Source organism: Deltaproteobacteria bacterium (assembly GCA_026129095.1).
Taxonomy (GTDB): domain Bacteria; phylum JAGRBM01; class JAGRBM01; order JAGRBM01; family JAHCIT01; genus JAHCIT01.
The window spans coordinates 66,039-91,903 of the sequence record JAHCIT010000001.1 but is presented as its reverse complement, the minus strand read 5'-3'; the positions used below and the strand labels follow the sequence as shown (position 1 = coordinate 91,903).

Genomic DNA, 25,865 nt, shown 5'->3' with positions numbered 1-25,865 from the left:
GGAATTACGAGGAAGCATGGCTGCCATCGAGCTCAAGACAAGGGAGGAGATCCGGACGATGCGCTCCGCAGGGCGTGTCGTGGCCGAAGTCCTCGCGCGTCTGGCCGAGACCATCCAGCCCGGCATGAGCACCCTCGACCTGGACCGGATGGCCGAGGAGTGGACCCGCAAGGCTGGCTGCAAGCCGGCATTCAAGGGTTATCAGGGTTTTCCCGGAACGCTCTGCACATCGGTAAACGAGGAGGTCGTGCACGGCATCCCCTCGTCGAAGCGGCGGATCGAGGCGGGCGACATCGTGAGTGTCGATTTCGGTGTGATACTGGACGGCTTTTATTCCGATTCGGCGACCACGCTCTCCGTGGGCGAGATCGACGACAGCCTGAAACAGCTCATGGACACCACCCGCGAGGGGCTCCTGAAGGGAATCGAGCAGGCCCGCGCCGGGAACCGGATCGGCGATATCGGCTTTGCAGTGCAGACCCACTGCGAGGCGAGGGGTTATGGCGTGGTCCGGGATTTCGTGGGGCATGGCATCGGTCGGAACCTGCATGAGGCCCCGCAGATCCCGAACTACGGCAAGCCAGGCGGCGGCGTCCGGCTGCGGGCCGGCATGGTCGTGTGCATCGAGCCGATGATCAACATGGGCACATGGGAAGTCCGGAAGCTCGACGACGGGTGGACCATCGTGACGGCCGACGGAAAGCCGTCGGCGCACTATGAGCATTGCATCGCCATAACCGAGGAAGGACCGGAAATACTGACCCAGTTGCCGAAGGCCGCCTGAAGGCCTATGAACAGTCCCCCCGGGTGAGGGGGCCGGCTGCTGGAACAGCAGAGGAACATGTCAAAAGAAGATGCCATAACAGTCGAGGGGAAAGTGGTCGAGCCGCTCCCGAACGCCATGTTCCGGGTGGAACTGGACAACGGCCACAAGATCCTCGCCTATATCTCCGGAAAGATGCGGATGCACTACATCCGCATTCTGCCGGGGGACAAGGTCACAGTGGAACTGTCGCCCTACGACCTGACCAAGGGGCGGATTACCTACCGGGCCAAGTAGCCGGGAGAATGCCGGAAGCCGGCGGAGTCGCAAGGAAGAAATGAAAGTCAGAGCCTCAGTCAAGAAGTTGTGTCCCAAGTGCAAGCTCGTGAAGCGCAAGGGTGTGCTTCGCGTGATCTGTCCGGCCAATCCGCGCCACAAGCAGCGGCAGGGCTGAGCCCTTTCCAGGAGAATTTACATGCCCCGTATCGCAGGCGTAGACGTACCGAAGAACAAGCGCATTGATGTGGCGCTGACCTACATTTACGGCGTCGGATCGAAGACGGCCAAGGCCATCTGCGCGGCCGCCAAGATTGACGGCGCACGCAAGGCCGACCAGCTCACTGAGGGCGAGGTGGCCGAAATCCGCCGTGTCATGGAAGTCAGCTACAAGGTGGAGGGCGACCTCCGCCGGGACTCGGCACTCAGCATCAAGCGGCTCATGGATCTGGGCTGCTACCGGGGCCTCCGGCACCGCAAGGGTCTCCCCGTGCGCGGCCAGCGGACCCGGACCAACGCACGCACCCGCAAGGGGCCGCGCAAGACGATCGCAGGCAAGAAGAAGGAAACCAAGTAACCGGCCGGTGGCGGGCCTCCGTTTGACGGGGGCCGCCGGGGCCAGCGAGGCAACAACCAGATGGCGGACGAAAAGCAGGAACAGGGCGCGGAAGCCAAGGCCCCGGCCAAGGTCAAGAAGACCAAGATGCGCGGAGTCGATCACGGCGTGGCGCACATCCAGGCGACCTACACGAACACGATCGTGACCATCGCGGACACGGCCGGGAACGTGATCTCCTGGGGAACGGCGGGCGGATCGGGCTTCCGGGGCTCGCGCAAGTCGACACCCTATGCGGCCAGCGTCGCCGCCGAAAAGGCCGCCCAGAAGGCGATCCAGGTCGGCGTCAAGTCGGTGGCCGTCCAGGTCAAGGGGCCCGGTCCGGGGCGCGAGGCGGCGGTTCGCAGCCTGCACGCGGCCGGCCTGAAGGTCACCCAGATCAAGGACGTGACGCCGCTGCCTCACAATGGCTGCCGGCCGCCCAAGCGGCGCCGCACATAGGGCAGGAAGAATCGGGCAGGAGCCTCCCGTCAAACGGAGGCGATCAGAGGCGCAAGGAACACTCGAAGGACGGTACACCATGTCGATGTCGCTCATTTCCAGGAACTGGCGGGAACTGATTTCACCAAACAAGCTGATGGTGGAAGAAACCTCAGCGACCTACGGCAAGTTCATTGCCGAGCCGCTGGAGCGCGGGTTCGGCATAACGATCGGCAATTCGCTCCGGCGGATCCTGCTGTCGTCGCTCCAGGGCGCGGCCATCACCCACGTCCGGATCGAGGGTGTCAAGCACGAGTTCACCACGCTGAACGGAATCGTCCAGGACGTCACGGAGATCAACCTGAACCTGAAGAACGTGATCTTCCGGAGCCAGACCGAAGGCCCCGTGAGTATCCGGCTCAAGGCACAGGGCCCTGGCACCGTGACGGCGCGGAACTTCGATCTGCCGCATGACCTGGAGATACTGAACCCCGACCTCTTCATCGCTGAACTTCAGCCCGGCGGCTCGATCAACATCGAAGCCGTGGTCAGCCTGGGCAAGGGCTATGTCCCGGCCGAGCGAAACCGCAAGGAAGGCGATCCGGTCGGAACGATCCCGCTCGATTCGATGTTCTCGCCGATCCGGAAGGTGAACTTCCAGGTTCCTTCTGCCCGTGTTGGCCAGATCACCGATTACGACAAGCTGGTCTTGGAAGTATGGACCAACGGCGCTGTCAGCCCGGCGGATGCCGTGGCCTATGCCGCTTCCATCCTGAAGCGCCAGCTCCAGATTTTCATAAACTTTGCCGAGGAAGAAGAGCCGGTCCAGCAGTCGGTGTCGGCTGTTACCGGAAGCACGACGGCGGGAACGGCCGAGCAGGCAGCGCGGCTGAACGAATACCTGACGAAGTCGGTGGACGAGCTCGAGCTGTCGGTCCGGTCGGCCAACTGCCTCAAGAATGCCAACATCCGCTACATTGGCGAACTGGTACAGCGGACCGAGGCCGAGATGCTCAAGACCAAGAACTTCGGCCGCAAGTCGCTTCAGGAGATCAAGGATCTGCTCGAAGGCATGGGCCTCGCCCTGGGCATGAAGATTGACGGCTGGGCACCGCCCATGGGCGGTGGTTCGGGCGGGACGCTCGGCTGAGCGGCTAGGCTTCCGGACGGAAAACAGCTACTGACGGCGCCTCTTTGAAGGCGCGCATCCAGTGAGGATCCTGAAAAATGCGCCACCATCGCAAGGAAAAGAAGTTCGGACGGAGCACGGAGCACCGCAAGGCGATGTTCCGTAACCAGCTCAATTCGCTCATTGATCTGGAGCAGATCCGCACCACGGACGCCAAGGCCAAGGAACTGCGCCGCCATGCGGACCGGATCATCACCCTCGGCAAGCAGGGGATTGGGGCCGACAAGGCGACGCTCTACACGCTGCGCGAGCGCGCCTTCGCCAGGCTCCGGTCGCGTGATACCGTTCGCAAGCTGTTCGACACGCTGGCTCCCCGTTTCAAGGAGCGAGCCGGCGGGTATACCCGTATCATCAAGATCGGCCGCCGGGCAGGAGACAATGCCGCCATGTCGGTGATTGAGTTCCTGCCGGCCGAAGTGGCTGGAGGCGCGAAGAAGAAGGCGCCCAAGCGCCGTTCCACCGGCGCGGCAAAGGAAAAGGCCGCCCCGAAGGCGAAGAAGCCTTCGACCAAGAAGGAAGCGGCTGCGGAAAAGACCGAATAGCCCGCCTGCAGGTTGCAGGAAACCGGCGCCCGGTTCCCTTTAAAGGGGCCGGGCGTTTCGGTTTCCGGGGTGTCAGCGCGTCGCCAGCAGCGGGGCGTTCCGGGGCGGATTGGGACTTCCATAAAGACGGGTCACTTCGCCCGACATCCGTCCCTGCAGGGCGAGACCCAGCATCTTGAAATCGGCGATCAGCGACCAGCGTGGATAGGTGAACGTCGCCGGGCGGTTCTTTTCGATCAGGAAGTGGCCGATCCAGGCGGGCCCGTAACCGGCTACCGGGGCAGCGAGTACGAGCCAGGGGTTCCAGGTGGCAACGCCGGTGGCGAAGCAGGCGAGTGCGGTCGTGGTACCGAGGTAGTGCAGCCCCCGGCAGACCGGATTCCGGTGCTCGCCCACGTAGTAGGGCCAGAACTCCTCGAATGACTGTATCCGTCCATTGTCGGCCATGACATTTCAGCCCTGCTTGGAAGTCACTGCGGGGACCGGCTCGGCGGCAGCGGGCGGCGGGGTTTCCGTCGCGGCGGCACGGGCAGCCGATATGTTGTTGCCGGGCCGGGATTCCAGCTCACGGTAGATATAGACCATCCGCTCGATCCACGAGATGTTGGTGAAGATCGCCATGACGATGACGATGAGGATCAGCAGGTAGTGGACGTCTGTCCGCATGCCGAACAGTGGCGCGATGAGATCCTTGAACACCGGGTCGAACAGTGAGGCCGTGGCCAGATACATGATTCGCTCAGGCCGCTGCATCATGCCGACATTGCAGTCCACGCCCATCCCTTCACCCCGTGCCTTGGTATAGGAGACGAGCAGCGAGCCCATGAGCGTGGCCGACGTCACCCAGAACATCCAGTGGTTCATGAAATAGCTGGCAATACCGATCATCACGACGGCTTCGCCCACCCGGTCCATGACCGAATCGTAATAGGCGCCGGACTTGGTTTCCTGCCCCGTGGCGCGGGCCACCCGGCCGTCAAACATGTCGCAGGTGCCGCTGAAGATGACGAGGTAGCCTGCCGTCCCCACGTGGCCAAGGTAATAGGCGGCGGCTGCGCCGAGGGACAGCACGACACCGAAGGTAGTGATTCCGTTCGGGGTCGCATGGATACGGATCAGGAACCGCTCGACCGGCTCGGTCAACCAGTGCCAGTAGTCGCGCCAGAAGCTCGACAGCATGGCGCTCTCCTTGCGGTTCTTGGCGGCGATCCGGTTGGACTTCTTTTCCTGGTTGAGGACGTACCGCTTGATAGCGTAAACGCAGCAGGCACCGATGATGAGACTGTTGGCGAGGATGAGCGGAACCAGCGAAAGCGCCGCTTCCTCCTTGAAGATGTTCTCAAACATGTCCGTGGAATGAACCTCTGGCTGGGGAACCCGGGCCGGGAGACGCCTGCTGGCCATTCCGGCAAGCACTCCGGGGTCAGCCTCCGAAGAGCTTGAGCCAATTTAATGATATTGATGGGGGCGGTCAATCGGATATTTGGTCTGAAAAAAACGAGTTATATCAGCCGTTTATGTCCACTTTGGGACTGCCGCCACAAGTGCTGTGTCACGTCCTGACATATGCCCATGCAAGGATTAAACAGGGAGGGCAGTCAAGGTTATATGCCCAAAGGCACCTATCGCATCGTCCCGCCGGGGACCGATACCCCTGGAATCTGGTCCGGCGAGTTTCCTCCGGAACTCCTGTCCGGCGGCCAGGTGGCGTTCGTCTTCCCGACGATCCACCGCCGCCGTCAGGTGGAGGAATATTTTCTCGCCCGTAATGGGGCGCTGCCGGTGCGCCTGTTCACACCGCGTCAGTTCGCCGAGTCGGTCGCGCCGCCGGACTGGATGATCGCCGGTCCGTTCGCTGCCCGGCTCGCGCTGGAGCGGGTGGTGGAAAATCTTTTTGCTGCAGACACGGAGCCCGGGGCCCACCTGAAGTCCCTCCGGGCCCATGGGGGTTCCCGCAGGCTGCTGTTGAGATTTTTCGCCGAGCTGGCTGAAGCCGGGTTCGATTCTCCAGCGGCCATACAGTCCGCCCTGGCGGATCCGCATGGGGATGACCGTACCTGGCTGCCGGTTCTTGCCGGATGGTACGGCGAACTGGAGCGGCACCGGCTGGTCTTCGCACCTGCGCTGGAATGGCGGCTGTCCCGGTGGGTGAGGCAGGGGAAGGCGGCTGCTCCGTTCACGGCCGTCCGGGTGGAACTGGGCGCGGAGACCTCTCCTGGTTTCGTGGAACTGCTGGATGCGCTCGCTACCGCTGGTTCCGGCGTTCAGGTGGAAATTCCCATGCTCCCGTCGCAGGCCAGCAAGGCGGAACTGGCCCGGCTCCCGGCCTGGCGTGCGACTGGCAGAATCCTCGACCGGTTCCGGGCGTTTGGCCACTGGACGGAACTTCCGGCCGCGGAAGGCGCCTGGAATCCGGACCGCGAGGCACTTCTGGATCCTCTGGCTGAAGGCGAGATCGCCGCCAGCAATGCGGCCGTGTTCGCCGGCCAGGCCGAGGGAACACCTGCCGATGAACTGCACGCAGCCTGCGAGCGGATACGCCGGCGGCTGGATGCGGGTGAAATCCATCCGCAGGAGGCAGGGATTGTCCTGACCAATCCCGATGCGCTTTCGGCACAGGTCGAAGGCATCGCCCGGCGGTATGGGTTCCCGGTCGAGATCGCACGTGCCCGGACAGTGGCGGAAACCGAACCAGGCCGGGCGGTGGTGTCGTTTCTGGCAGCGCTCGGCTCGGGATTTGAGCCGGAGCCGCTCATGGATTTCCTTTCGCACCCGCTGGTGAACTGGGATTTGGCAGGCACCGCCACGGCTGCTGATGAAGCGGCGGCGGTCCAGCCCCGGCGGGTTGGGCCGGCACTTCTGAGGGATTTTGACGAAGCCTTCGACCAGGCGAGAGCGCAGGGCGGCTGGCACCTGTGGTTGCCCCGGTTGCAGCAGCTTGCCGCTGCGGCACGGGCGAAAGAGAACGGCGCCCGGTCTGGCTGGAACGACCTGCCCATTCTCCGGGCGGCGGAGGCGCTTGGCCGCCTGTTCATGGGCTTGTCTGGGCTTTCGGCCGCCGGGCGCATGGAACAGGGGTGTCTGGGCATACGGCCGCAGGAACCGGTCACGGCCCGCCGGTTTGCGTACTGGCTTGAACGGGTGATCTGGAACGCCCGCGTATCCCGGCGGCTGGCGCAGCTCTCCGGGAATGGCCCGGAGGATGCCGCTGCGCTTCACCGGTCCTTTTCAGGGCTTACCCGGCTGTTCGATACGCTGGCCGGTGCGGTCGCGGATTCCGAGCGTCTCGCCATCGGGGAACGCCCCTTAAGGGACTGGGCCGCCGATCTGGACGAGCTGCTTCACACGGCCGCCGTGCCGGAGCATGTTCCTTCTGCCAAGGCCGTGCGGGTGCTGTCGCCCCGGGACATACCGGGTCTCTGCCTCCGGCATCTGGAGTGGACCGGCCTTTCCGAAGAGTCCTTTCCCGGCCGGGAACCTGATCCCGTGTGGGGGAGTCCTGACGCCCGCCGCCGTCTCGGCCTGGACGCCGGGACGAGCGGGGCAGATCTGGCCTGGTCGCGGCTGGGACTGGCACTGATCGAAACGGCGGGTCCGGTGTATCTTTCCGCTCCGCGGCGGGACAGTGACCGCAGGGCCGTGATGAGTTCTCCGGTCTGGATCATCAGCGAGCGGCTGGTGGGTGCCGGGCTGCCTTCCATATCGCACTGGAACAGCCTGGTCCGCCAGTCGGCAGCCTGGCTGTCGGGTTTCGAGGCTGAATACGGAAACCGGCCGGACTGGCCAGAAACGGCAAGGGCCGTCCTGTTCCCTGAACTGCCATCCCGCTGGCCGGAACAGTTGCTGGTGGCCGAGCCATCGCTGGATCCCGCTGCCGCGCTTCAGAGGACAGCCACACACCGGGTGAGCGGGGCTTTCCGGGAGGAACTGGCCGCCATGCTCCGCGACCGTCCCCTGTCGCCGTCGCGGCTTGGCGAATATGCCCGGTGTCCGTTTTTCTATCTTGCCGTCACGCGGCTTGGAGCCCGCGAACGCCAGGAGCGGACATCCGGGCCCACGCCGATGGAGCGCGGCACGCTGATCCATGAGGTTCTTGAGGAGTTCTATCGTGATCCCGAAGTGCTGGATCGCCGTGGGAGCCCGGACTGGGCTGATGCCGTTCGCCCCCGGCTGATGGCGATTTTCAAGGCAAAAACCGAGGGACTCTCCCGCACTTTTCACGGCGAGGCATGGGAGATCGAGCAGGACCGGTCCCGCCGGATACTGGACCGTTTCCTCGTATACGAGTCGCAGATCGCACCCTATTCGAGGCCCGTAGCGGTCGAACTGGAGTTCGGGAGGGCCGGTTCCGGGCCGTTTGAATGGGCGGGGCTCAGGTTCAGCGGCGCCATCGACCGGGTGGATACCGTCCCCGGCCGCGGTTTTTTCATCTTCGACTACAAGACGGGCAGGGCCGGAGCCGGAGAAAAGGAGCTGACCAGGGGGCTGGCCTTCCAGCTTCCGGTCTATGCGGCAGCGGCCCGTGTGCTTCTGGGGGAAGAGGCAACGGGTGGCGGCAACTGGCTGGGCGGCGGTTACTACAGCCTCCGGCTGCCCGAAACGAAGGTGACCGATCCCCTGATGTGCGCGGAAGACCGCATGGTATTTGGCCGGGAGGGCTCGCGGACGGGTGTTGGCAAGCTGGCCATGGATCTTCCTGCCCTTGAGCAGCGCTATCTCGACAGGGCCCGGCAGATCGCCCGGCTGGTGGAGTCCGGCTCGTTCACGACCACGCCGCTCAAGGAGGCCGAGGCGAGGTGCGGCTACTGCCATCTGAAAGCGGCCTGCCACCGCGATGAACAGTTGCGCGAAATTCGTAACGGGGACCGGGAACGATACGGCGTGCTGCCGTCATGGGATGCGCCGGCCGCAGCGGGCGACGCATCTGGAGATGATGCATGAACGCCAGCGACAGGCGGTTCTCGATTGAGGAACAGGAGACGGCCATGACTCCCGGCCGCCACCTGGGGGTGAGTGCCGGGGCAGGTTCGGGAAAAACCCTCGTGCTGACTGGCCGGATCGTGCGGATACTGGAACAGACTCCGCCGGAAAGGCGGGTGGAGGCCCTTGGCCGGATCGTCGCCGTCACGTTTACCAAGGAGGCGGCCGGAGAGATCCGCAGCCGCATTCGCCGGGAGATATACAGGAAGCTCAGGGCTTCCACCGGCGCTGAAGACCGGACGGGATGGCTCGCTCTGCTTGAGCGCCTGCCGGATGCCCGCATTTCCACACTGCACAGCCTCGCCGCACGGATGCTCCGCCAGCTGGCGCTGGACGGCGACATAGACCCCGGCTTTTCAGTCGAGGAAAAGCTCCGCGACGAGCAAACTACCGGCGCGGCCCCGTATCTGGCTGAACTGCTCGATCCCGAACGCCGCCATCCGGAGACGGATAAGGATGCGGTCGCTGCGGCCCGGCACCTGCTTGCCCGGTGGGAGCCGCCGAGGCTGGCGAAGCTGATGGACGCGCTCGATCTCCGGCGTGAACTCGTGGGATCGTGGATATCGGAAGATGGCGCGATATCCGCAACGGAGCCCGGCGTTGAAGCGCTGGCCAGCTTTGTCCGTGAACAGCAGCAGGGCCGGTTATACCGGGCGCTCACGACGCCGGGTCCGTACCGGGACTGGGTGAACCGGCTCTCCGCCGCATTTAAAGCGATCGTTGCGGACAGGGAGCGATGTAAAACAACAGGCAACGCCAAGATACGCAAGGCGGGGCCGCTACTGGCCTCGGCACTTGGCCGGTTCTTCGGGGCCGGGCCGGGGCCGGACCAGAACGCGGCGTTCGGAGCACTGTGCGGGCTGATCCTGGAAGGTGGCGGTGTAATTAATGCAGAAACGAAGTGGTTTCGGAACGAGGCCGACTACCAGCAGGTCGTCCAGCTTCTGGACGAAATCAAACTGTGGTTCCCGGCTGTCCCGAAAAAAACGAAAAAAGAATGGCCGGAGTCGCTCACCGCTCTGAAGAGGGAGGATGAATCGCCCGAGGCTGCGGTCAGCCGCCTCGAAGCAGAAGATCGTGACAATGTCCGTATCGTTGTCCGCGACTGGTACCGTTGGAGGCGGCGGCAGGGACGCGGGATTTCCACGCTCGACTTTGACGATCTCGAAGTGGAGTTCGGGAAGATCCTCCGCCACAGTGCCGCTGCCCGCAGGCGTATCGCCCGGTCCATCAGCCACCTGCTCGTTGACGAGTTTCAGGATACCTCGCCGGTCCAGTGGCAGTTCCTGTCGTTCATTATCGAAAACCTGGATAAGGACGCCGACGTGTTCCTCGTCGGCGACGAAAAACAGTCGATCTATGCCTTCCGCCGGGCCGACGTGACGGTCTTTTCCGAGGCGATCGGCCGCTTGGGCGAGCTGAATGTGAGCCACAAGGGTCATCAGTCCGGGGAGGGGGATGCCCGGACAACCCTCTGCAAGAGTTTTCGTGCGCAGCGGAACGTACTGCTGGCGCTTAACCGCATTTTCTCCATTGCCATGCCGGACGGCAGCGAGAATCCACGGCCCTTCGAGGCCCGCCGCCAGCCGCTTGACCCGGTGGACGGTCATACCGGACCCGGCGGTCTTGTGGAGTGGATCGGCTGCCCGGATCCGGCAGGCCTTGCTGACCGGGGTGGAGCGGAGGCGGCCGAGCTCCGGGCCCTTGCCTTGCGGCTGAAGGAACTGCATTCGGGCTCCGGCGGAATCGATCCGGTTCCCTGGAGCAAGTGCGCTGTCATCTGCCGGTCCCATGCCCAGATCTCGAAGGTGGAAGCCAGGCTTCTGGAGGCGGGGATCCCCTGCCATCGCCGGGCCGAGGGTGGCTTCTTCGGCTCGCAGGAGGTGGCCGACCTGGGTGCAGCCCTTTCGGTCCTGGTGTCGCCCATCACGGGAGCCAGCCTGCTTGCCTTCTGGATATCGCCGGTAGCTGCGCTGCCGCTCGACGCAATCTTCGCCATGTCGGTGCTGAAGAACCCTGACGACCGTTTCGCCTCGCTCGATCCGGCCCGCCGGTTTGACCGGTGGATGCGATCAGAGGGTGGCGGGGATCTGGAGTATATCGTGTCGGAACTCGAGCGCCGGTCGCCGGGAAATGCGGCCAGCCAGCTCAGGCAGGTGACTGGCGCGATGAAGGCTGCCCGGCAGGTGCTCCAGGTTTCGGGTTGCGTGAGCGCGCTGGAGCTGCTCATCGGGAAACTGGCCGTCCGGGCGGCCTTCGGGGCCGGATTGGGAGGGCCTGCCCGTCTGGCCAATCTGGAGAAGTTTCTCGACTGGGTGCGGGCCCGGGAAGCCGAAGGCCTTGGCGCCGTACAGATTTTGCGTGAACTGAACCGGCATCTGGAGGCGGGTGATGCGGTGAGCGAGCCGTCGGCCGCCTGGGGCGACGGCGACGACCGGGTGGCGCTTATCACCATTCATGGGGCCAAGGGGCTCGAGTTTGATGTGGTGATGCTTCCGTTTTGTGGCACGCAGTTGGGGGGAAACAAGGGAGGCATTGACATCCGCTGGCATCCGGCAGGTGACAGGAGGGAGGTTCCGGCATTCGGGGTTCCGCCGGGCCCCGGCGAGAATCCGCTCAAACCGGCGGATTTCCTGGCGGCTGGTCCCTTGAAGGATGGCCGCGAAGCCGCCGAGGATCTGAGGATTTTCTACGTGGCGGCTACCCGCGCCAGAAAGGCGCTCGTCTTCCTGTCGAGCGCGCCGGGTGGTCCGGCGGCGCATCTGCGGTTCGCATTTGGCCCGGAAGCGGACGGAGAGGAAGAAACACGCGAGGCCGCTTTTGGCACGGAAACCTGCCTCGTGCAGCTTCGTCCGCTCTCTGCCTATGCCGCCGCCGGCACGGCAGCCGTCAGCGACCGTTTCCCCGGCATCGAGGACCGTTTCGCCAGGGCGGCCGCCGCCAGCCCGGCGGTACTGTTCCCGGCACCGCCCGGCGGACGCCGCCGGGTGGTGCTCGACTACTCCTCGCTCCGGACATTCCTCGACTGCGAGCTCAAATATTACTACCGCCATGTCCTCGAGGTTCCCCCGCACCGGTGGTTTATCGTGCCGCGGGTATCGTCCGCGGCGGAAACCGATGGCAGCCCCGCCGTACTGGGCGGGATGCTGCGCGGAACCCTCCTGCATCGTGCGCTGGAGCTTGGGTCGGTGGGTGATGACTACCTGGACTGGGTCCGGCACAAGCTGTCCCAGCTTGACGAGTTCGAGCGCGAGAATGCTTTGCCGGAGATCGTCGCCTCCGCCGCCCGAGCTCTCGACTTCTACGGGTCGGCCATCCGGCCGCGCACCGAAGGAGCTCGGGACGTTCGTCGCGAGTGGGAGTTTCTTGTCCGTTACCAGCCGCCGGGTTCGTCCGACCTCGATATCGACATCCGGGGCGCGATCGACCTTGCGTTCGATACAGGCAACGGCTGGGAGATCATGGACTACAAGTCCGGCCGGGCCGGGGGGGAGGCTGGCGCAAGGGAAAAGATCCGCTCCGAACGGTATGATCTGCAACTGGGTTTGTACAAATGGGCGCTGGAGAGTACCGGCCGCCCGGTGAAAACTGCCGCCATCGCGTGGATTGACGAGGGGATCATCACTGCCGTGGAGGCCGTGCCGGGGCCCGGCGAGATTGCCGCCGTTCTGGGACGCTGCGCGGAGGATATCCTTGCCGGACGGTTCCGGGGGGTGGATGGGGCGGGAAATCGGTCAAATCCGCCCCTTCCGTGCCGGGACTGCGGTTACCGGCTTCACGGGATTTGCCGCGAGTTTGAGGATGCCTGAAGGCGGATAGGGCCGGTATACGCTGACCCGATGCCAGTATAACTAGCTGGAATTATTATATAAAAACCGATTCTTAAATGCCGTTTGACGCGTTGCGGGCCAAGTGATACGCGAACGCGGCTTAACTTTGCCCTAGAGGGATGGACGGAAGGATTATGCACCCAATTCTCAATTATCTCGCTCAAAACAGTATCTCAGCGGTCGATGCCAGCCAGAACGTCAGCATTCTGGTGATGGGCGTCCTTGTCATTGGCGCCGGCGCACTCGCCTTCGCCGTTTGGCTCCTCAAGTGGGTCATGGCGAAGGACTGCGGCCCCGACGAGATGCAGAAGATTTCCAACGCCATCAAGGCGGGAGCCGAGGCATTCCTGTCGCGCCAGAACAAGACGATCATCACGATCGCCGGCGCGCTGGGCGTCCTCATCTTCGTTCTCTACTGGCTGGTCCGCGGGCACCATGATTTCGATCCGACCGAAACGGCCGTGGAACTGGCGGTCTGGACGACGATCGCCTTCCTGCTCGGCGCGGCCTGCTCCGTGCTGGCTGGCTATGTCGGCATGTGGATTTCAATCCGCGCCAATATCCGTACGGCTGCGGCCGCCCGCACCTCGCTGAACAGCGCGATGCAGATCGCGCTCCGTGGCGGAGCCGTATCGGGCCTGTTCGTCGTGGCCATGAGCCTTGTCGGCGTGGCGGGCCTCTACTTCCTGGTCTACCTCGTGAAGTCACACGGTCTTGAAGCCGGTTCGCCCGAGTACAACCAGCTCGTGAAACAGATTCCGTACATCATCGCGGGCTTCGCCTTCGGTGCATCGCTGGTGGCGCTGTTCGCCCAGGTGGGCGGCGGCATCTACACCAAGGCTGCCGACGTGGGCGCCGACCTCGTGGGCAAGGTCGAGAAAGGTATTCCGGAGGACGATCCCCGCAACCCGGCCGTGATCGCGGACCTTGTGGGTGACAACGTGGGCGACTGCGCGGGCCGTGGCGCGGACCTGTTCGAATCGACCGCCGCCGAGAACATCGGCGCAATGATCCTGGGCGTCGCACTGTTCCCCTATTTCGGGGTGGGCGGCGTGATGTTCCCGCTGGTGGCGCGGTCACTGGGGCTCATCGCCTCGATCATCGGCATCATGATCGTCAAGACCGAGGAAGACGCCGACCCCATGGACGCGCTGAACCGGGGCTACTACGTTACCGCGATACTGGCGTTCCTGGGCTTTGTGCTCACCTCCTACTGGCTTCTCCGGGCCGAAGGGGAGTTCCTTAATTCGGCCTGGCTGTACTATTCGGGCTGCGCGATGATCGGAATTCTCTGCTCGGTCGCATTCCTCTACATCACCCAGTACTACACGGAGTACAAATACCGTCCGGTGCTTTCGATCGCGGACGCCTCGATGACCGGCCCGGCGACGAACATCATCCAGGGCATCGCCGTCGGTTTCGAATGCACGTTGCTGTCGGTGCTGGCGATTTCGGCCGCCGTGCTGTCGAGCTACCACCTCGGCCAGGAGGCCCTTCCGCAGCTTGAGCCGGTGGCCGCTGGCCTGTTCGGAACTGCCGTCGCCACGATGGGCATGCTCGGGCCGGCCGGCTACGTGCTGGCGATGGACACCTTCGGGCCGATCACCGACAACGCTGGCGGCATTGTCGAGATGTCCCACCAGCCGGACAATGTCCGCCACAAGACGGACCGTCTGGATGCCGTGGGCAACACCACCAAGGCGCTCACCAAGGGCTACGCCATCGGTTCGGCCGCGCTGGCCGCGTTCCTGCTGTTCTCGGCCTACCTGGACGAGATCAAGAACTTCACCGGCGCCGACCGTTACGAGACCATCGACCTCGTGAACCCCGCCGTCTTCATCGCCGCGCTGCTGGGCGCGATGGTGGTGTTCTACTTCAGCGCCCTCTGCATCCGTGCCGTGGGCACCGCTGCGCAGTCGGTCATCAGCGCCGTCCGCATCCAGTTCAAGGAGCGGCCGGGCATCATGGAAGGCACGCAGGATCCCGACTACGGCGCAGTGGTCGATATCGTTACCAAGGACGCGCTCCGCAAGATGGTCGCTCCGGGCCTGTTCGTTGTGGGCTCGGTGGTCGTGGTGGGCCTGTTCTTCCGGTTTCTCGCTCCGGAAGGTGACCCGGTATACGGTGCGAAGGCCGTGGCTGGCTTCCTCATGTCGGCCACCATCAGCGGCATCCTCATGGCGACGTTCCTGAACAATGCTGGCGGCGCCTGGGACAACGCCAAGAAGTACATCGAGCTGGGCAAGGGAACCGGCGGCAAGGGCTCCGACCAGCACAAGGCGGCTGTCGTGGGTGATACCGTGGGCGATCCCTTCAAGGATACGGCGGGCCCGTCGATCCACGTGCTGATCAAGCTGCTGGCCACGCTGACGCTGGTGCTGGCACCGCTGTTCATCGCGTCCGCCCACTGACCTTATCGGAACGAAACGGCTCCCAAAAGGGGCCGGTCGGATAAAACAGGAGCGGCCCGGCGATCCCGGGCCGCTTTTGTTTTCAGCTCTGGGTCCGCCGGTCCCGGCACTGGTGAATCATCTCGGTAAGGTGGCTGACGTTGATGGGCTTGGGGAAGAACGCCTCGAACTCGGCCGATTCAAGCACGTGCTTGGGTATGGCCTCGCGGGAATAGCCGGACAGGAAAATCACACGCGGATTTCCGATGCTGTGCTTGATCTCGGCGTAGAGTTCCGCGCCGTTCCCGTCCGGCAGCAGAAGGTCCATCAGGACGAGGTCAAAGTTCTCGCCCATCGTCGCCGCATAGGCCCGCGTTTCGGAGCAGGAGTTGGCCGTCCGCACCCGGTCGCCCAGCTTTTCCGCGATCTTCTGGATCAGCATGAGGTTTGAGGGTTCATCGTCCACGGCGAGGATGCTGAGGCGCCGGCTGGCGGTGCCGGGGGCGGCCGCCTGTACCGGCCCGGACTTCGGCTCGGCCATCCGTGCGCCGGGCAGGTAGACCCGGAACACTGACCCCACGCCGGGCTGGCTCTCGACACGTACGAGTCCCCGCCGGTCGGTCACGATCCGATCCACCACCGAAAGCCCGAGACCGGTACCGCGCCGGGACTCCTTGGTCGTGAAAAAGGGATCGAAAATGCGGGGAACCTGGTCGGCCGGTATGCCGCACCCGGAATCGGTCACCTCGATCAGGAGCGCCGAATCGCTCTCCCATCCGATCAGTTCCTCGCGGAGCCGGTCGCCCTCGATCAGCGACAGCTCCAGCCGCAGCAGTCCCTTGTCGCCGATGGCCTCGACCCCGTTGGTCAGGAGATTCAGGAGCACCTGCTCGTACTGGGAGGCGGAAAACTCCACCTCGATATGCCGCTCCGGTCCGTCGAACGTGACGCTGACGCCGGGAGGCGTCGCCCGGTCGAGCACCGAGATCAGGTTGAGGGAGATTTCGGTCGCATCGATCCACCGCACTTCCGGGGCACCGCCCCGGGAAAGGGACAGGAGCTGCTTGGAAAGGCTCGTGGCGCGGCTCGCGCAGTCGCGGATCAGCTCAAACGACTGGCGCGTTTCGTCAGGCAGCCCCGGGGTGTCCAGCTCCAGGTTGGCGAAGCCGAGGATCGGGTTCAGCGCGTTGTTGAGGTCGTGGGCGACCCCGCCGGCGAGTGCCCCGAGGGAATCGAGCCGCTGCGCCTTCTGGAGCTGGCTGCGGAGTTTTTCCTCGTCCCGTCGGTCGCGGATCGTCGCCAGAAATCCCGTCTCCGGGTCGGCGGGGTTCAGGGAGACGATCTGGATCTCGACCTGGGCGGGCACATCGCCCGGGGAGCCGAACTGGAACCGCTCGAACCGGTTCATGACCCGCGGGCAGTGATGGACCGGATCCCAGACCTTGGGCTGCTGATCGGGGGCGACAAGCCGCAGCATGGACATCCCGACCAGTTCCGGCCGCCGGGTGGCTCCCGCGAGCCTGAGCGCGGCGGCGTTGGTATCGATGATGAGTCCATTCCGGTCGAGGACGAAGATCGCGTCGGGGGATGCGTCGAAGACGGTCCGCATGGTCGTGACCAGATCCCGCGAGCGGGCCTGTTCGGCAGTTACCGAGCGGATCAGGCGGCCTGTCCAGTAATAGGCGAATATCGTGATGCCGAGAACGAAAATGACCGAGAACATCCGGTGATACAGGGGGAGCACCGGGGGCGAGTAGCCGTCGCGGAACACGAATGCCCAGATGGGCAGCTGGAGGACAACGACAGCAGTGAAACCGAGGAAAAGGGCGATCAGAAGGCCGACCATCAGCCGGGCGTCCCGGGGGTCCAGCATGATCCGGGTAAAGACGGCGATGGCAGGTACCAGTACCTGCATCGGAACGCCGTCGATGCCCCAGGAGGTCATTCCGTGAATGGACATGGCGTAGCAGGCCAGGACACCTGCCAGGCTTGCGCCCCTGATCCCGGCTCCCTCGGGCAGCCGCCGGGCCCACAGGTAAATGGCGCCGGTAAAGGCCCACAGAACCCCGTGTATCAGGAGTGAGATACCGGCACGTCCAGGGTGGATTTCGTCGAACGTAATGAGTCCCAGCGGGACCGGCAGGAAGAACGCCGGCCCGATGCCGGAAAAGGCGAGCAGCCAGCGGAGCGAAGAGAGCATACGCTCCCTTGGTTCCAGCGGAAACTCGGCTTTGTGCCGTCCGGATGCGGTCACAGGATCCCTTCCCGTCAGGTATCTCTTGAGACTGTCACTATATCGCAACCGGCGGCTCCGGGCGAAGGGGGCTTTTGCCCCCGGCGGGCGCTTTCGTTAAGAATGACCGGCTCCAAACCTTTCGGGGAGTGTTTCCGGCAGCATGAAGGTGATGATTACGGGTGGACTGGGCGGGCTCGGGCTAAACATCAGCCGGGCGTTTCTGGACAACGGGCACGAGATCCTCGTTTTCGATCTGGATAACCCCGTAAACCGTGCCCGCCGGACGGAACTTCCGCCCGGTGTGGACGTCGTCTGGGGCGATATAGGCGACGCGGAAGCCCTCCGGCGGGAGGCGGTGAGGACGGACCTCATCCTTCATCTGGCGGCCATCATACCGCCCCTCAGCGAGCAGAAACCGGACCTGACGCAGCGGGTGAATGTCGAGGGTACCCGGAACGTGGTGCAGGCCGCCGTCTCTGCCCGGAAACCGCTGGTTTTCACCTCATCCGTATCGGTATTCGGCCCCACGCCGGAGGCGAAGGCGCCGCTCCACCCCGACCGCAATCCCATGAACGGGGTGGATCACTACACCCGGTCCAAGGTGGAGGGGGAACGCATCGTAGCCGGGGCGGGGATCGACTACGTGATCTGCCGTATCGCCGCCGCTCCGCATCTGGATCTGAGCCCTGCCCGGATGAGGGAGATGTTCATGTTTCCCCACGATTCGCGGATCGAGTTCGTCCACCTGGAGGACGTCGCCATGGCGCTGGTTCACGCTGCCGAGAGGTTCGGGCAGGTGAAGAACCGGGTCTATATCCTGGGCGGCGGCAGATCCCAGCAGTTTCTCTATCACGACTTCATTGCGCGGCTCATGGGTGTGACGGGGCTTCCCTGCCCGCCCGCCCGGAAGTTCAGCCGCACGCCCAGCTATCTCGACTGGTACGACACCGGCGATTCGCAGGCGGCGCTGGAGTTCCAGAACCACACAATCGACGATTTTGCCCGGGACATGGCCGCGCTGATACCCGCCTGGCAGCGGTTTCTCATGCAGAAGCTGGTCGGCCCCCTGTTTGGCAGGCTGATCGTCCAGTTCCTCTAGCTGAAAAGGGAAAGCCCCGCTCCACGGACCGTGGAGAGGGGCTTTTCCGTGACCGGAGCCGTCAGGCCGCCGCTGCCGCCTGGTTTTCCGCCGACTGGACCGGAGGAAGCTCCCGGCGCTTCCTGCCCATCCTGGCAGCGATCTCGTAGATGAGATCGGCCGTGGTGCAGCCTGCTGCATGGGGGCTCCGGTGCAGCGGGTGGGCATATTCGGGATTTTTCGCAATGAAGGCGTTGAGCTCCTCGCGGGTGAGGCCGCACTCGGCAAGCGCCTGCGACACCTCGCGCTGGGCCACCTGCCGGGCCTTGAACAGTTGCATCTGGACGCGGCTGTAGACGTTCACGGCGGCGTCCCCGCTCGTCTCGATCGGCAGGAAGATCGCCTGCGGGTACAGCTCCGTCACGATCGACTGCACGCCATCGGAAACGCCGCTGGAGGGCATGCAACCGAACGGCTTCACGCTCAGGGTCATGTTCACCTTGTTGTGAACGACGTTGTGCACGAGCTTGCCCACCTCCATGAAGCCTTCGCCGCCCCGGACATGGCAGTTGTAGTGCTTCTCGGCAGCTTCATAGACCTTCTGCATGTCGGGCAGCTTGTAGCCCTTGAGGCCCATGATCCAGGCATAGAGGTAGAAGATGCCGCGCACGGCGTATTCGGCGAACAGCAGGGTGTAGCGCCGGGTGCGGACCTTCACGTTCTGGAGCCCGCGGTAGACGGCGTCCTCGCCGCGCTGCTCGGTCCGGCGGTCGATGTCCCAGCGCCGCTCCCAGAGGAGGTACATGAGCCATGCCGTGACGAGCTGGATATCCACCTCGGCGCCTTCGGATTCAAGGAACCGCTGCAGCTTGTAGTTGCCGTCACCCTCGGTCGTCATCGCCCAGAACTCGCCGATGATGGCGACCTTGGGACGGACGAGGGTGCGGTCCACCTTCACCTTCGAGAGGATTTTGCGGCATTTGTAGACGGCCACGAGCAGCGACGTGCGCTTTTCGAGCGCCGTGCAGATCGCCTGGCGGCATTCTTCCAGCGCCCGGTCGGTGGCCCCGGCTTCCACTTCGTAGGGCCGGATGCGGTACATGAGGGCGTTCAGGACATCGCCCAGGATGATCGCGCGGAACATCCAGCTGACATCGAACTTGGTGAACTCGAGCCCGCGGCCGGAGGCCGACTGGACCTCGCCGCCTTGCGAAACGAGCAGCACGCGGAAGCCCTCGAAGCCGGAGTCGCGGAGGGCTTTCCGGTATTCGGTGACATACATGCCGAACCGGCAGGGGCCGCAGGCCCCGGCTGTCAGGAACAGGTAGTTGTCCACGATCTCTTCCTTGGACATGCCCTTCTCGTCGCGCAGCTCCGCAAGGTGCTTCACCAGGTTACCGACGGTGAAGTAGGTGGGGTTGCACTGGCCCCGGTTTCCGAACTCCTTGCCATAGCGGAGCGCGTCGTTGTCCGGGCAGTCCAGAACCTTCACCTTGTAGCCGCAGGAGGCCAGCGCCGACCGCACGAACACGTCATGGGCGTGCGTCAGGCCCGAGACGAGGATCGTCGTGTTGTCGCGCTGGGCGCGGGTGAACTGGTTGGGATTGGCATCGTGCCACTGCTGGCGCGTGTCCTCGATGCCGAGGCGCTTGCGCTCTTCCGCCTCGAAACGGGCCAGTTCGGAGTCGATATCGAGTCCCGTGGCCGTGTTGAGCTTCTCTCCGGTGTGGCTGGTGGTCTGCATGTCGTGATCCCCTTGGTGTATTCCTGTTTCTGTCTGGTGTCTTCTATGTAATACCCGGCTTTGCCTAGAGGGCGGCGGCCTGGGCCTGGTTTTCCTGGGACTGGCTGGCGCGAAGCACGGCGATTTCCCGGTCGAGGCCGGGGTCGCGCGTTCCGCGGGTTTCCTGGAGCTGCATCTGTTTCTGCTCGAGCAGCTCGATCTTCTTCAGCCGCAGCCGGTCTTCCAGTTCGGCCTTCTTGCGGGCCGTGTCCTGGAGCGCCTCCTCGCGGAGCGACAGGCTGTAGGCGTAGGTCTTCACGCGGATCTTGATGGATCCGGAAGGCTTGTTGGCGTCGATGTCGTGCAGGGCCGAATAGGGCGTGTTCGAGGTATTGATGATGCTCTCGATGATGCCATAGGTCGGCGCGTCGTGGCCGCACTTGAAGCTGGAGAGGTCCAGCACCGCCAGGTTCGGATGATGGGCGGCGAACTTGGCCGCCCACACTTTCTGGGCGCTGTTGGCGCTGTAGTTCTCCGGCCATACGTCGCGGATTTCCAGCGGCGAGACGATCCGCTTCGATTCGAGATCCTTCCGGAAGAAACGCTCCAGCCACGCCTTGTCCCGGGGGATCGAGCGTATCGAGATCACCGGATATCCCATCGCCTGGAACTCCTCGGTGATTCCGTGATTGAGGCCGGGGTCGTTGTGGTAGGGCCGTCCGATGAGGAGCAGCGCCATCCGGCCTTCCTTCTCCACCTGCTCCAGGATTTCCCGGCCCCGCGTTTCGAGGTCGGCCGAGAAGGCATCCAGCGCCTTGAAGGCCTGCTGGACGGCGAAATCGTTTTCGTCCCCGGTCACCTGCAGCCGCGGGCCCCAGGCCTCGAACAGCTGCTTCTTCAGGTAGCTCGGCTCGACGAAGGTCGCCGCATTGTCGAGGTATTCGATGCCCCGTTGGGCGAAGAAGTCCACTTCCTTGGTGAAGGCCGCCCGCATGACGTTGGGTGTGCCGGCCACGATCGGGCAGGCGGCCGAATCCTGCACATGCTCCAGTCCCGGCGGCACATGCGTGATCGACGGGAAGAAGATGTAGTGCAGCGGTTTTTCGTCCGTGTGCTTGTGGAACAGCAGGTTGTGGATGTGCGCCTGCGCCACCTTGCTCGGATAGCAGGGATCGACCGATCCGTACTTGCCGCCCTCCTGCCACATCTCCTCGCTCGTGTCGTCGCTGAAGACGACGTTCGAGGACTTGATGCCCAGCGATTCGAAGTAGGTCCGCCAGAACGGCCCCGTGCTCCACAGGTTCAGCACCTTGGGGATGCCGACCCGGATGCTGTCGCGCCGCCACTGGGCCGCCTCGCCGGACCGCTCGAAGCCGCGCCTGACGGTCTTCCGCTTGATGCCGCCCAGGAAACCCTTTTCGATGTAGGTGAACTCGATCGGCGTACCGGCGGCTGGCGCGGGGTCCGGCTCGTACCAGTGGGTGAAGGTCCGCCGCGCCTCGTAGGTGACGAGGTTCGGGAACCGGGTCATGATCGTGCGCCGTTCCTTCTGGAGCTGCTTGAGCGCCTCGGCGTCCTCGACCGTTCCCTTCTCGCAGGAGAAACCGGAGATGTACCGTGCGGTGGCGCCGTCCGGCGTGCGGGTGTCAATGAAGCTCCGCGAGCACAGGTTCGGGCAGAACCGGCAGCGGGTCTCCTCGTCGTTCTTGGTCGTGTATTCGATGTCGATCGCCTGATCGAGTCCAACGAAGGTCGTGTAGCCCCGGCGCCTGACGACGCGCAGGGTTTCCATTGCCGCGCCGATGGCGCCCGCCTCGCCCGTGTGCGGATGGACATGCACTTCCGCCCCCGGCACACGCTCGCTGATGTAGTCCACCTGGGCCTTGACGGCCGCGAGGTTGTGCTGCGTACCGCCCTGGAGGACGAACGTGCGGCCCAGTTCGGCCATGCGCGGGATCTGCACCACGTACTGCCAGACGTTCTTGGGCAGCACCATGGCCAGGCCGGCCATCAGTTCTTCCTTGGTGTAGCCTTCTTTCTGGAAGTTCACACGGTCCGAATCGAGGAATACCGCGCACCCGTAGCTGAACTTGGGCGAAAGCTTCGCCTTGAACGCCGTGTCGGCGAAGTCGGTCACCGGCACGCCGAACTGGTCGGCCATCGCCTGGAGCAGCATGCCGTTGCCGGCGCTGCACTGGTTCGACAGCTTGAAGTTCCTCAGTTCCTTGTTCTGCATGAACAGGACCTTGATGTCCTGGCCGCCGATGTCGCAGATCACATCCACGTTGCCGAAGTAGTGGACAGCGCTCTGCATGTGCGCGACGGTCTCGACGATGTTGACGTCCGCCTTGAGGCCCTTCTCCAGCACGTCGGCGGCGTAGCCCGTTGCCCCGAAGCCGATGATCTCCAGCGTGGCGCCCTGGTCCTCGACGAACGCCTTGAGGCGGGCGAGCATCTCCTTGGTGTCCTGGATCGGATTGCCCTTGGAGAGCTGGTACTCCTTCTTCAGGATCGTCCCGCTCTCGTCCACCAGCACGCACTTGGATGACGTCGATCCGCCGTCCAGCCCGATAACGGCACGGACGTGGGTGCCCGGCTCGAAAGCGGCCGGCTGGAAGCGGGGAATCTTGTACTGCTCGCGGAAGTTCTCCAGTTCCCGGTCCTCGACGATGAGCGGCGGTCCGGCGGCCTCGCCGAGCTTCGCCTTGCGGCCGTTGCGGATGAACTCCTTGAGGCCCTCGATCCCGGCGTAGCGGCCCACTTCCTCCGGCTCGTGGAGGCCATAGAGCACTGAACCGAACGCGGCGTAAAGATCGGCGTTCTTGGGGACGAGGATCAGTTCGTTGATGTGCACGTCCTTCGGATAGTTGTAGCCCCGCTCGTCCCAGGTCTCCGGGATCCGCTTGCGCCAGCACTCCTGGAGGAACGGCAGGTAGGTGTTCGGCCCGCCAAGCAGCAGCACCTTGTGGCGGAGCGTGTTGCCGCGGGTCAGCACCGACAGGTTCTGCATCACGATGGCATCGGCCAGCGAGCACATGATCTCGCTGGCGGGGATACCGGTCTTCACCAGGTTCACGATGTCGGTTTCGGCGAAGACGCCGCACTTGGCGGCGACATGGTGGAGCTTCGAATCGTCGAAGGTGAGCTTGCCGACTTCCTCCTGCGGCAGGCCGACCTTGATCATGCACTTGTCGATGGTCGCCCCCGTGCCGGAGGCGCACTTGTCATTCATCGACGTCTGGGCCTGCTTGGAGCCGGTCTCCTCGTTCTCCTTGAAGATGACGATCTTGGCGTCCTGGCCGCCCAGTTCCACGACGCTGCCGGCGTCAGGATAGAGGTGCTCGACTGCCATCGTGACGGCGTTTACTTCCTGCACGAACTTGGCGCCGATGTGCGGCCCGATGGGGCCGGAGCCCGACCCGGTGATGAAGCAGCGGATACGGTTGCGGTCCACCTTCGGGAAGGCGTTGCCGATGCGGATCAGGAATTCGAGGACTTTCTCCGGCTGGCGGGTATTGTGCCGCTGGTAGTCGCTCCAGAGGATTTCCTTCGTCTCGGGATTGATGGCCGCCGCCTTGACGGTGGTGGAACCCACGTCGATTCCCAGCACCAGCGGGCCGTCATAGTCCAGCGCCGGTTCGCCCATCTGGCTGGTGAGGATGTCCTCAAGGGCCTGGGTATCGTTTTCGCTGGTCTCGGACATTTGAGCTTCCCTTCCCGGTGGACCTAAGATAGACTGACACGTCAGTCTAGTTTTGGGCCCAAGAAACGCCTCGGTGGACTTTCCACCTCGCAACAGGGTCAACAGGCTGTGGTCGGTTTCCCTCGCGTTAAGGTTACAGGGGAACAGTTTTAGGGAATATCCTCCGGGGGTGTCAACGAAAAAATCGCTAATGTTTGGAAAGAGACGGCGTTTGAGCGGAATTGCAAGCAATAACAGATGGATAGGGCCGGGCTCGGGTCATGGTTTTTGCTGCCCTTACCGGGCCGAAAAACACCGGGGGAAACGGAGGCAAAGCAGTGGACGGCCGGATTGAGCGCGGGCGCCAGCTCCGCGAGGGGCGCCGCCAGCAGGTGCTGGCCGCCGCCCGGCGGCTCTTTGGCGAGAAGGGCTACCATGCCGCGAGCGTGAGCGATGTGATCGAGGCGGCCGGTATCGCCCGCGGCACCTTTTATCTGTATTTCGAAAGCAAGCGGGCGATCTTCGACGAGATCCTCGACGCCCTGTTCGTTGACCTCAAGGGCTGCATGAGGCGGATCGAGACCGGCCCCGGCGCGCCGCCCTTCATGGAGCAGCTGAACGAAAACCTGCAAAATGTTTTCTCGGTGCTTCTCGGCGACCCGCACACGAGCCAGATCCTGACCCGCACCGGCATGGGAATAGACGCCGACTTCGACCGCAAGCTCATGGAGTTCTACGGCGCGGTGAGCGGGCTGATCGTCCGCGCCCTCGGCAGCGGGATGTCGCTGGGCGTCCTACGCAGGCACGACCCGGAGATCACCGCCCAGTTCATCATGGGCGGCGTCCGGCAGGTGGTCTTCCAGGTGGGCATCCAGCCGCCCGAAAGGCGGCCGCCCGTCCCCGCCCTCGTCAGCGAACTGCTCCGCTTCAGCCTCGAAGGACTGCTGGTGAGGTAACCCCTACTCCCCGTACCGCTTCCACACGATCGTCTGGCCGGGCTCCGGGGCGATGAACTCGGCGGGGCTTAAGGACCGTTCGGCGAGGGCGGCGGCCAGCGCACGGGGCGGCTCGTCAATGGCCTCGTCGGAAAGCTGGAACGTCCCGAAATGGATCCCCATGCTGAGGCGGGATCCGAGATCGAGATGGGCGCGCACGGCGTCGTCCGGATTGGTGTGGTGATCCCGCATGAACCACCGGGGCTCGTAGGTTCCGATCGGGATGAGGCTCACGTCCGGCGCGCCGAGCCTGTCGCGGATCTCGCTGAAGTGGCGGCCATAGCCCGTGTCGCCCGCGAAGTAGACGCGGATACCGTCGTGTTCGAGCATGAAACTCCCCCAGAGCATCTCGTAGCGGTCGAACAGTCCCCGCGCCGACCAGTGGCGCGCCGGGGTGAGCGTGACCCGTTTCGTGGCCCCGGATGATCCACCTGGATTTTCCATCTGCTGCCACCAGTCCAGTTCGGTGACGCGGGTGATCCCCTCGCCTGCAAGGAGAGTCTTGTTGGCCAGCGGAACGATGAACTCCGGCCCATAGAGCGCGTGAAGCTCGCGGAGCGAGGGAAGATCCAGATGCTCGTAGTGGTTGTGGCTGACGATGACTGTATCGACAGGCGGTAGTTCGTCTGCGGCCAGGGCCGGCGGCCACACGCGCCTGGGGCCTGCCCACGAGACGGGGCTCGCCCGCTCCGAAAAAACGGGATCGGCGATCACGGTCCAGCCGTGGAAACGGATGAGACAGGTCGAGTGGCCGATCCAGGTGATCTGCACCTCGCCGGGGGCGACGGGCCGAAGGTCTGGCTTTGGCGCGGGCGGCAGGGACGCGGGCCAGGGGGCGCGCTCCCGGGTGAACTGCCACCTGAGAAACGTCCAGAACGTATGCTTCTGTACCGTTTCGGGGTTGAAGAACCGCTTGCCGTCGTAGTGGTCGGATAGGGGGTAGGGCGGGGCCGCGCAGGCGGCCGAAGCAATGATGAAGGATGCCAGGAGTGCCGGGATGGCCGGACGCAGGTAGTGGCTCACGGCGGGCAGTATGACCGGTATCTGGCGGGCCGGTAGCGGGGAAGCCCTTGAATGGGGTTCATAAAATGGTGTCTTCAAGGGCTATTTTTCACTTGCTTCAAACTAGACGATGGTGTCTAATT

At 64.1% G+C, this 25,865-nt stretch carries 18 protein-coding genes; 12 read left to right on the top strand and 6 right to left on the bottom strand.

The window, feature by feature from the left end; all coding sequences use genetic code 11:
- Positions 1–16 precede the first annotated feature (16 nt).
- The 7 genes from map to rplQ all read left to right on the top strand — a co-directional run bounded on the left by map (position 17) and on the right by rplQ (position 3,806).
- The gene (gene map / locus KIT79_00335; GenBank protein ID MCW5827743.1) at positions 17–784 is read left to right on the top strand and encodes a type I methionyl aminopeptidase; all 768 of its coding nucleotides are present in this window, start codon (positions 17–19) and stop codon (positions 782–784) included.
- A 57-nt stretch (positions 785–841) separates the two neighbouring features.
- On the top strand, positions 842–1,060 hold the full coding sequence (gene infA, locus KIT79_00330; protein MCW5827742.1) for a translation initiation factor IF-1: 219 nt from the start codon (positions 842–844) through the stop codon (positions 1,058–1,060).
- 40 nt (positions 1,061–1,100) lie between these two features.
- A complete protein-coding gene (gene rpmJ, locus KIT79_00325; GenBank protein ID MCW5827741.1) occupies positions 1,101–1,217 on the top strand; it encodes a 50S ribosomal protein L36 in 117 nt (38 codons plus the stop codon).
- Positions 1,218–1,238: 21 nt separating this feature from the next.
- Complete coding sequence (rpsM, locus tag KIT79_00320) at positions 1,239–1,616, top strand: 30S ribosomal protein S13 (protein MCW5827740.1); 378 nt, start codon at positions 1,239–1,241, stop codon at positions 1,614–1,616.
- A 126-nt stretch (positions 1,617–1,742) separates the two neighbouring features.
- Positions 1,743–2,096: a 30S ribosomal protein S11 gene (rpsK, locus tag KIT79_00315; GenBank protein ID MCW5827739.1), complete on the top strand. Its 354-nt coding sequence runs from the start codon at positions 1,743–1,745 to the stop codon at positions 2,094–2,096.
- 79 nt (positions 2,097–2,175) lie between these two features.
- A complete protein-coding gene (locus KIT79_00310) occupies positions 2,176–3,225 on the top strand; it encodes a DNA-directed RNA polymerase subunit alpha (protein MCW5827738.1) in 1,050 nt (349 codons plus the stop codon).
- Positions 3,226–3,302: 77 nt separating this feature from the next.
- Positions 3,303–3,806 (top strand): 50S ribosomal protein L17, encoded by a 504-nt coding sequence (gene rplQ / locus KIT79_00305; protein MCW5827737.1) that lies wholly within the window; start codon positions 3,303–3,305, stop codon positions 3,804–3,806.
- 72 nt (positions 3,807–3,878) lie between these two features.
- Here the strand turns inward: rplQ and KIT79_00300 are convergent, their stop codons facing one another.
- Positions 3,879–4,253: a DUF962 domain-containing protein gene (locus KIT79_00300; protein ID MCW5827736.1), complete on the bottom strand. Its 375-nt coding sequence runs from the start codon at positions 4,251–4,253 to the stop codon at positions 3,879–3,881.
- A gap of 6 nt (positions 4,254–4,259) precedes the next feature.
- Positions 4,260–5,153, bottom strand: a complete 894-nt coding sequence (locus tag KIT79_00295; GenBank protein ID MCW5827735.1) for a CDP-alcohol phosphatidyltransferase family protein — start codon at positions 5,151–5,153, stop codon at positions 4,260–4,262.
- A gap of 261 nt (positions 5,154–5,414) precedes the next feature.
- Here KIT79_00295 and KIT79_00290 point away from each other — a divergent pair, with 261 nt between their 5' ends.
- The 3 genes from KIT79_00290 to KIT79_00280 all read left to right on the top strand — a co-directional run bounded on the left by KIT79_00290 (position 5,415) and on the right by KIT79_00280 (position 15,027).
- Entirely contained in the window at positions 5,415–8,747 is a 3,333-nt protein-coding gene (locus KIT79_00290; GenBank protein MCW5827734.1) for a PD-(D/E)XK nuclease family protein, read from the top strand.
- Entirely contained in the window at positions 8,744–12,595 is a 3,852-nt protein-coding gene (locus KIT79_00285) for a UvrD-helicase domain-containing protein (GenBank protein ID MCW5827733.1), read from the top strand. Before KIT79_00290 ends, KIT79_00285 begins: the two co-directional genes overlap by 4 nt.
- A gap of 233 nt (positions 12,596–12,828) precedes the next feature.
- The gene (locus KIT79_00280) at positions 12,829–15,027 is read left to right on the top strand and encodes a sodium-translocating pyrophosphatase (GenBank protein ID MCW5827732.1); all 2,199 of its coding nucleotides are present in this window, start codon (positions 12,829–12,831) and stop codon (positions 15,025–15,027) included.
- Between the two features lie 82 nt (positions 15,028–15,109).
- On the opposite strand, the gene KIT79_00275 is transcribed toward KIT79_00280, so the two are convergent.
- On the bottom strand, positions 15,110–17,206 hold the full coding sequence (locus KIT79_00275) for a response regulator (GenBank protein MCW5827731.1): 2,097 nt from the start codon (positions 17,204–17,206) through the stop codon (positions 15,110–15,112).
- Positions 17,207–17,402: 196 nt separating this feature from the next.
- Here KIT79_00275 and KIT79_00270 point away from each other — a divergent pair, with 196 nt between their 5' ends.
- On the top strand, positions 17,403–18,341 hold the full coding sequence (locus KIT79_00270) for an NAD(P)-dependent oxidoreductase (GenBank protein ID MCW5827730.1): 939 nt from the start codon (positions 17,403–17,405) through the stop codon (positions 18,339–18,341).
- 61 nt (positions 18,342–18,402) lie between these two features.
- Here KIT79_00270 and KIT79_00265 read toward each other — a convergent pair whose 3' ends face one another.
- Together KIT79_00265 and KIT79_00260 are read right to left on the bottom strand one after the other, a co-directional pair.
- Positions 18,403–20,064, bottom strand: coding sequence for a 2-hydroxyglutaryl-CoA dehydratase (locus KIT79_00265; protein MCW5827729.1), 1,662 nt, complete (start codon positions 20,062–20,064; stop codon positions 18,403–18,405).
- Positions 20,065–20,128: 64 nt separating this feature from the next.
- Positions 20,129–23,689, bottom strand: a complete 3,561-nt coding sequence (locus KIT79_00260; GenBank protein MCW5827728.1) for a CoA activase — start codon at positions 23,687–23,689, stop codon at positions 20,129–20,131.
- A 374-nt stretch (positions 23,690–24,063) separates the two neighbouring features.
- On the opposite strand from KIT79_00260, the gene KIT79_00255 reads away from it, so the two are divergent.
- Entirely contained in the window at positions 24,064–24,681 is a 618-nt protein-coding gene (locus KIT79_00255; GenBank protein MCW5827727.1) for a TetR/AcrR family transcriptional regulator, read from the top strand.
- Positions 24,682–24,684: 3 nt separating this feature from the next.
- Here KIT79_00255 and KIT79_00250 read toward each other — a convergent pair whose 3' ends face one another.
- Positions 24,685–25,821 (bottom strand): MBL fold metallo-hydrolase, encoded by a 1,137-nt coding sequence (locus KIT79_00250; protein ID MCW5827726.1) that lies wholly within the window; start codon positions 25,819–25,821, stop codon positions 24,685–24,687.
- Between the last annotated feature and the right edge of the window lie 44 nt (positions 25,822–25,865).

Coding starts and splice junctions, on each gene's coding strand:
- KIT79_00295 (MCW5827735.1), bottom strand. CDS start 5,153: ATGTTTGAGAACATCTTCAAGGAGGAAGCGGCGCTTTCGCTGGTTCCG.
- rpsM (MCW5827740.1), top strand. CDS start 1,239: ATGCCCCGTATCGCAGGCGTAGACGTACCGAAGAACAAGCGCATTGAT.
- KIT79_00260 (MCW5827728.1), bottom strand. CDS start 23,689: ATGGGCGAACCGGCGCTGGACTATGACGGCCCGCTGGTGCTGGGAATC.
- KIT79_00310 (MCW5827738.1), top strand. CDS start 2,176: ATGTCGATGTCGCTCATTTCCAGGAACTGGCGGGAACTGATTTCACCA.
- rpmJ (MCW5827741.1), top strand. CDS start 1,101: ATGAAAGTCAGAGCCTCAGTCAAGAAGTTGTGTCCCAAGTGCAAGCTC.
- KIT79_00300 (MCW5827736.1), bottom strand. CDS start 4,253: ATGGCCGACAATGGACGGATACAGTCATTCGAGGAGTTCTGGCCCTAC.
- rplQ (MCW5827737.1), top strand. CDS start 3,303: ATGCGCCACCATCGCAAGGAAAAGAAGTTCGGACGGAGCACGGAGCAC.
- KIT79_00290 (MCW5827734.1), top strand. CDS start 5,415: ATGCCCAAAGGCACCTATCGCATCGTCCCGCCGGGGACCGATACCCCT.
- KIT79_00270 (MCW5827730.1), top strand. CDS start 17,403: ATGAAGGTGATGATTACGGGTGGACTGGGCGGGCTCGGGCTAAACATC.
- KIT79_00285 (MCW5827733.1), top strand. CDS start 8,744: ATGAACGCCAGCGACAGGCGGTTCTCGATTGAGGAACAGGAGACGGCC.
- KIT79_00275 (MCW5827731.1), bottom strand. CDS start 17,206: ATGCTCTCTTCGCTCCGCTGGCTGCTCGCCTTTTCCGGCATCGGGCCG.
- rpsK (MCW5827739.1), top strand. CDS start 1,743: ATGCGCGGAGTCGATCACGGCGTGGCGCACATCCAGGCGACCTACACG.
- infA (MCW5827742.1), top strand. CDS start 842: ATGTCAAAAGAAGATGCCATAACAGTCGAGGGGAAAGTGGTCGAGCCG.
- KIT79_00280 (MCW5827732.1), top strand. CDS start 12,829: ATGGGCGTCCTTGTCATTGGCGCCGGCGCACTCGCCTTCGCCGTTTGG.
- KIT79_00265 (MCW5827729.1), bottom strand. CDS start 20,064: ATGCAGACCACCAGCCACACCGGAGAGAAGCTCAACACGGCCACGGGA.
- map (MCW5827743.1), top strand. CDS start 17: ATGGCTGCCATCGAGCTCAAGACAAGGGAGGAGATCCGGACGATGCGC.